Origin of the sequence: Enterovibrio sp. FF113, from assembly GCF_041439165.1 — a bacterium.
Classification (GTDB): Bacteria; Pseudomonadota; Gammaproteobacteria; order Enterobacterales; family Vibrionaceae; genus Enterovibrio; species Enterovibrio norvegicus_A.
Genome location: NZ_JBGONO010000034.1, coordinates 36,096 through 42,661, shown reverse-complemented (window position 1 = coordinate 42,661; position 6,566 = coordinate 36,096). Strand labels below are relative to the sequence as shown.

The window sequence follows — 6,566 nt, the reverse complement described above, 5'->3', positions numbered from 1 at the left end:
AACCACCGACACGGGGATTTTCAATCCCCTGCTCTACCGACTGAGCTATCGAGGCAACGAGCGCTATTAAATAGGAGAGGCGCGTTCTTGTCAAAATAATTTCGCCTAAAATCGTCTGACTGCTGCTTTTTTGCTTGATTTGTCGCTAATCCGACCACTGTGATTTTTCTTTGACCTGCTTTCATCGTTTTGTGGGTGATAAAATAGTAGTGACATGTCTATTTTTGCTTCCAAAGTAAACTATTAGCTTTTATTTCATTGCGATACAAAATCTTTGGTCGTCAAAATCCTCAATAAATCCCTACTGTTTGTCTTACTTTAAATCCAATTGACTAAAAAACTTCCATTTTTCCCATTATTGCTACACTTACAGAGACATAAATATTTCCGACGTAAGTCAACAGGAATGAGAAGGAATTCTGCGATGGGATTCTCATTGGGAGAACAATTAGACATTACGCAGGTTATGGGTCTTAAAGACCGCCTGCAAGTCGAATTGGAGCAGTCTGAAAACTTGCTAATCGATGGTAGCGAGGTCTCACGCGTTGATGCTCCGGGGCTGCAGCTCCTCTTAACCGCCAAAATCTTGTGCCACAACCAGTCCATTACATGGAAGTGGGAAGGTGCATCGGACGAGTTAATTGGAGCAGCGAAGACATTGGGATTGGTTGAGCCTTTAGGCTTGGTCGATTTTGCTGAATAGTTTTTCACGTAGTTCAATCAGGGTGACAGTATGCGAAAGATACTAGCTGCAGACGATTCTGTTTCAATTCGTCAAATGGTAAGCCACACGCTTAAAGAAGCAGGATACCAAGTGGAAACTGCAAACGATGGCGCTGAAGCACTTTCAAAAGCCAAATCGGGCCAATATGACGTCATTATTTCAGACGTGAATATGCCGAACATGGACGGTCTTGAATTTGTTCGTCAAGTTCGTGCAGTACCGCAATATAAATTCACACCCATTTTGATGCTGACGACTGAAACGTCTGCAGAGAAAAAGAGCATGGGCAAGTCTGCTGGTGCAACAGGTTGGATTGTTAAACCGTTTAATCCCGATACCCTTCTGAAAACGTTGCAACGCGTTATCTAAGTGTTCAAGCAAGGAGATCACTATGGCTTTGGACATGGACCAACTGCGCCGGATTTTCTACGAGGAGTGTCGTGAGAACCTTGAAATCCTTGAGCGAGAATTGCTGTCACTCGATCCTGATGGCGACATCGATCTTGATGTTATTAATACCATTTTTCGGGCAGCTCACTCAATCAAAGGTGGCGGAGCGACCTTTAATCTCAATGAGATTAGCCAGTTTACTCATGTCATGGAGACATTACTCGATGAGGCGAGGGAAGGTAAGCGTCGTCTAGATTCGAGCACTATCGATCTCTTCCTGAAAGGCGGAGACTGTATCAACAGCATGTTGATTGCATACGAAACGAATTCAGATTTCGATCATGTATTGAGAGATGCACTCACCGACGAGCTGAACAAACTACTCGATTCCGGTAGTGCAGATAAGGCATCACCTGTTGTTGCCGATGAGCCAGAGCCTTCTGCAGCCAGCGAATTAGAGGGTGATGGGGACTGGATTGTTCTTTTCACGCCTCACAAAGACATGTTCTTTTCTGGCAACGATCCGGTAAGAATTCTTCGTGAACTATTTGATCTCGGCGTTCATTGTAACGTTGAGTGTTTAACCGACACACTTCCTACGCTCAGTGAGATGGAGCCGGAAATGTGCTACCTCAGTTGGCGTATTACTGTGGAAGGGCACATCGATATCACGCTGGTTGAAGAGATTTTTGAATGGGTCGAAGACGAATGTGATTTAGCCATTTCGCGCACTCAAAAAGAGCCCGATGAAGCGCTGGATGTTATTGCGTCTTCTGCCGAAGCGGGTCCTGTTGCGCCAAAACCTGCAACTGCAGCCAAGCCCGCAGCTAAACAAGCCGCGACTAAATCTGATGCGGTGTCTTCCATTCGGGTTGAGATCGACAAAGTCGATAACTTGATCAACCTCGTGGGTGAATTGGTCATCACGCAATCTATGTTGACGGAACTCAGCCAGAACTTTTCAGAGAGCAAGATTGAGCGTCTGCAAGCGGGGCTTGATCAGCTATTGCAAAACACCAAAGAGTTGCAAGAAAGCGTACTCAATATTCGTATGCTGCCGATCAGCTTTGCATTCAACCGTTTCCCGCGCCTGATCCGCGATTTGTCGGCTCAACTTGGAAAAACGGTGGAACTTGTCATTGAAGGCGAACAAACCGAACTGGATAAAACCGTACTCGAAAGGATCACCGATCCGCTGGTGCATTTGGTCCGTAATGCGGTTGACCACGGTCTTGAACTCCCGGACGTGCGTGCTGATAAAGGGAAATCAGAAACGGGTCGCGTGTCGCTTTATGCCTATCACCAAGGTGGCTCTATTGTCATTGAAGTGCGCGATGACGGTGCTGGACTAAACAAAGAAAGAGTGTGGAAAAAAGCCATCGAAAAAGGGCTTATCCATCAAGATACCTCATTGGACGACTTAACCAATCACCAAGTGTACAACTTGATCTTCGCGCCAGGATTTTCAACGGCAGATGTTGTGTCTGATGTATCAGGCCGAGGCGTCGGGATGGATGTGGTGAAGCGTAACATCGAAGATTTAGGTGGGCATATTGAGGTCGATTCAGAAATTGATGTGGGCAGTGTATTCCGCATTAGTTTGCCGCTGACCTTAGCCATTCTCGATGGGCAACTTGTGAAGCTTGCTGATCAAGTCTTTGTGGTGCCGCTGATCTCAATTATTGAATCAATTCAGATTGAATCTGAACGCGTAAAAGTCGCGACAGGTGGCGTTGAACTCTATCGATTACGAGATGAGAACATTCCGATATTGCGCCTTAAAGAAGAGTTTGGACTCGGAGAATCTGGCGCACTGGACAAGCAACTATTGTGTCTGGTTGAAGCGAGTGGCAACCGCGTTGGTTTGTTGCTCGATGAAATGCTTGGCCAGCAGCAGGTTGTGATTAAGAGCCTTGAGTCTAACTATACCCGTGTGAATGGCGTCTCGGGTGCCACCATTCTTGGTGATGGTTCCGTGTCCCTCATTCTTGATATTCAGGGACTGATGACTGGCTTTTTGAGTCGAGTCGCCGATACAAACAGCCACATAGCGGCGTAGGAGGAGAGCATGACAAATCAAGCTCTGGCGGCCACAGACGTGAATGATGAACCGGTAGATGGTCAAGACCGCCTTAAGGGATCCGATTTCCTCAGTTTCGATTTAGCGCACGAGTTGTATGGGGTCGATATACAGGCAGTGGAAGAGATCCGTGTTTGGGAATCGCCCACCGTGATTCCTCGTTCACCCGAGTTTGTTCTTGGGGTCATTAACTTGCGCGGCATGATCGTGCCCATTATGGATTTACGTGTCCGGTTTAACATCGGTGTTGTTGAGTATTTACCGACAACCGTGGTGCTTATTCTGAAAGCGGGTGAATCCGCAGGCAATCGAATGATGGGTGTTGTGGTGGATGCGGTCTCTGATGTGATTGATCTCGGTGATAAGAGTTTAATTCCGCCCATTGGTGATTCACAAGTGATGCCTTTTGTTAGCGGCTTGCTGAACGTGGATGCCCAAGTGATGAGTCTGCTGGATGTCGATGCCTTACTCAGCATTGAAGGGCTAGTTCACTAAGGAGGCGTTATGTCAGAAGAGGTGATGGAGTACCTGAGTTTCATGATAGATGACGAAGAGTACGGACTTAACATCCTTGATGTGAAAGAGGTCCGTGGCTGGTCTGATATCAGAAAACTGCCCAACAGCGAGAGCTATTTGCTGGGGGTGCTTGAGTTGAGGGGAGAGTACATCCCCATTATCGATCTCAGGCAAAGATTCAATATGCCCCCTTCCGTTTTAAGTAAGACGACGGTGGTGGTGATTGTCCGAAATGCAGAAGGACAGTCTTTGGGAATAATTGTCGATGCAGTCGCTGAGGTATATCAGCTATCGGCGAGTCAAATTAAGGCGGCACCCGGTTTTGTCAAAATTGACGAGCGATTCATTGAAGGAATTGCGTCTGTCAGTGGAAACCACGTGGTGTTAATACAACTTGAACGACTATTTGATTTCGACGTGTTGCATGAAGTAACGCAGCCAGATCTGGTTAGCGAGGATTGACGATTATGTCTTGGTGGAAAAAAGAGGCTGTAACTGAAAACACACAACAAGAGCAGGGATTAAAGGCGCATATTGTATCGGCGCTTGATACCGCTCAGACGGCATTGATGATGGTGGATAGAGACTTTAAGGTCTTCTACGTCAACAAAAAATCAGTGGAATTGCTTAAAAAGCATGAAGATTTATTCCGCTCACAATGGCCCACTTTCCGGGCGGAGAAAGAGTGGATTGAAGGAACATGTATCGACTTGTTCCATAAAAATCCGGCTCATCAAAGGCAGATGCTGTCTAACCCCGCTAACTTGCCACACGAAACGATCATCAAGGTGGGAGATGTGTCACTTCGTCTCGTCGTTGGTGCTGTGATTGATGCGAGTGGCGACTACGTGGGCAACACATTGGAATGGGACGATGTGACAGAAAAGATCCTTGCCGATACCGAGCGAGCCCGCCTTCGCGCAGCGATCGATCAGTCATTGACGGCCATGGTGTTGATCGATCGTGACTTGAGCATCACTTATATCAATGAACAGACCTTGACGTTGTTTAAGAAGCACGAAGGGTCTTTCAAACAAATGTGGCCCGGTTTCACTGCGACCAGCGATTGGTTAATGGGGCGCTGTATTGATGAGTTTCACAAGAACCCAGCGCACCAACGTCAGTTGTTGTCCAGTCCAGGAAATCTGCCGTACAAGACGGATATCAGCGTTGCTGATCTTAAGATTGAGCTTAACGTAGCAGCCATTGTTGATGCCAGCGGCAATTACATCGGGAACAGCCTCGAGTGGCGTGATGTTACTCAACTGCGTGAACGTGAAATCGAAGTAGGGCGTCTCGTGTCTGCTGTTGAAGGTATGACCACCAATATCATGATGGCAGATAAAGAAGGCAACATTACCTATTACAATCCAGCGCTTAAGAAGCTACTGGGTAAGCGCGAAGACGATTTACGCAAGTTTTTCCCTGGGTTTCAGGCCGATAAACTTAACGGGGTGAACATCGATATTTTCCACAAAAACCCCGCGCATCAGCGATCCATTATTAACAATCCAGATCGCTTGCCCCACACCGCTCAGATTCAAGTGGGCGAGTTAGAGTTCACCTTAACGTGTATCGCCATGTATGACTCGGCGGGTAACTACATTGGTCCAGCTCTGCAGTGGGAAGACATCACGGAGCAAATGGCGGGTCAGCGAGATGTTCAGGGGCTGATAAAAGACGCGTCAGAAGGACGTCTTGGTTCTCGTATGGATACCAACAAATACTCTGGCTTTATGGCCAACCTCAGCGAGGGCGTCAATGGCCTGCTCGACAACATGGTCGAGCCGATGAATAACTGTCGCGATGTGATGAGTAAGGTGTCCGAAGGTAATCTTAAGGTCAACATGCCAGAAGATTATAAAGGTGACTTTGCGGCGCTCAGTAATGCGGTGAACACGTCCATTACCAACCTGCGTGACATGGTTGAGAAAATCACGGCATCGTCAGCGCGTGTCGCTTCTGCATCGGGTGAAATCGCAGAAGGTAACAGTGATCTCAGCGAACGAACCGAAGAGCAGGCAGCAAGTCTCGAAGAGACCGCTGCAAGCATGGAAGAAATGACCTCAACGGTGAAACAAAATGCCGAGAGTGCTAATTCAGCCAACCGCTTGTCACAAGATGCGAGCACCAAAGCACAGAAAGGTGGGGAGGTAGTGAAGCAAACCGTCTCAGCCATGGGTGAAATCAACAAAGCCAGTAAGCGTATTTCAGACATCATTAGCGTGATTGATGAAATTGCTTTCCAGACTAATCTTCTTGCACTCAATGCGGCGGTTGAAGCAGCCCGAGCCGGTGAGCAAGGTCGTGGATTTGCCGTGGTTGCAGGTGAGGTTCGTAATCTTGCTCAGCGCAGTGCAGGGGCGGCAAAAGAAATCAAAGATCTTATCAAAGACAGTGTTGAAAAAGTTTCAGAAGGGTCTCGTTTGGTGGATGAGTCGGGCGGGATGTTGAATGAGATTGTTGATGCGGTAGGTGAAGTGTCGACCTTAATTGGCAAGATCAACTCAGCCAGTCAGGAGCAAGCAACTGGCATTGATGAAATATCGAAAGCGATTGTGAAGATGGACGAAATGACGCAGCAAAATGCCGCCTTGGTTGAGGAAGCATCTGCCGCGAGCCAGTCCCTTCGCGATGAGGGGAGTGAACTGCTCAATCTGATTGGTTTCTTCCAAGTCGACAACACGCGTACAGGGCTTAACAACCCCAATGCGGGTCAAATAAAAAGCTTCCAGCAGCCAGCTGCGCAGACACCAGTAATGAGAGCTCCGTCAGCACCGCCACCGATGAAAAAAGTGGCCAACGGGTCAGCGACTTCTGCGGCGTCTTCTGATGATGATTGGGAGGAGTTCTAAC

Annotated in this window: 6 protein-coding genes; all 6 read left to right on the top strand. The window is 47.7% G+C overall.

What is annotated here, in order from left to right:
* Positions 1-424 precede the first annotated feature (424 nt).
* From ACED36_RS20690 to aer2, 6 genes are read left to right on the top strand one after another with little or no spacing between them, the layout of a single operon-like run.
* Positions 425-703, top strand: coding sequence for a lipid asymmetry maintenance protein MlaB (locus ACED36_RS20690; protein WP_016959641.1), 279 nt, complete (start codon positions 425-427; stop codon positions 701-703).
* 30 nt (positions 704-733) lie between these two features.
* Positions 734-1,093: a response regulator gene (locus tag ACED36_RS20685; RefSeq protein ID WP_016959640.1), complete on the top strand. Its 360-nt coding sequence runs from the start codon at positions 734-736 to the stop codon at positions 1,091-1,093.
* 22 nt (positions 1,094-1,115) lie between these two features.
* Positions 1,116-3,173, top strand: a complete 2,058-nt coding sequence (locus ACED36_RS20680; protein ID WP_371733776.1) for a chemotaxis protein CheA — start codon at positions 1,116-1,118, stop codon at positions 3,171-3,173.
* Positions 3,174-3,182: 9 nt separating this feature from the next.
* The gene (locus tag ACED36_RS20675) at positions 3,183-3,689 is read left to right on the top strand and encodes a chemotaxis protein CheW (protein ID WP_016959638.1); all 507 of its coding nucleotides are present in this window, start codon (positions 3,183-3,185) and stop codon (positions 3,687-3,689) included.
* Between the two features lie 9 nt (positions 3,690-3,698).
* Complete coding sequence (locus tag ACED36_RS20670; RefSeq protein WP_016959637.1) at positions 3,699-4,172, top strand: chemotaxis protein CheW; 474 nt, start codon at positions 3,699-3,701, stop codon at positions 4,170-4,172.
* 5 nt (positions 4,173-4,177) lie between these two features.
* Positions 4,178-6,565, top strand: coding sequence for an aerotaxis transducer Aer2 (aer2, locus tag ACED36_RS20665; protein ID WP_016959636.1), 2,388 nt, complete (start codon positions 4,178-4,180; stop codon positions 6,563-6,565).
* Position 6,566 lies beyond the last annotated feature (1 nt).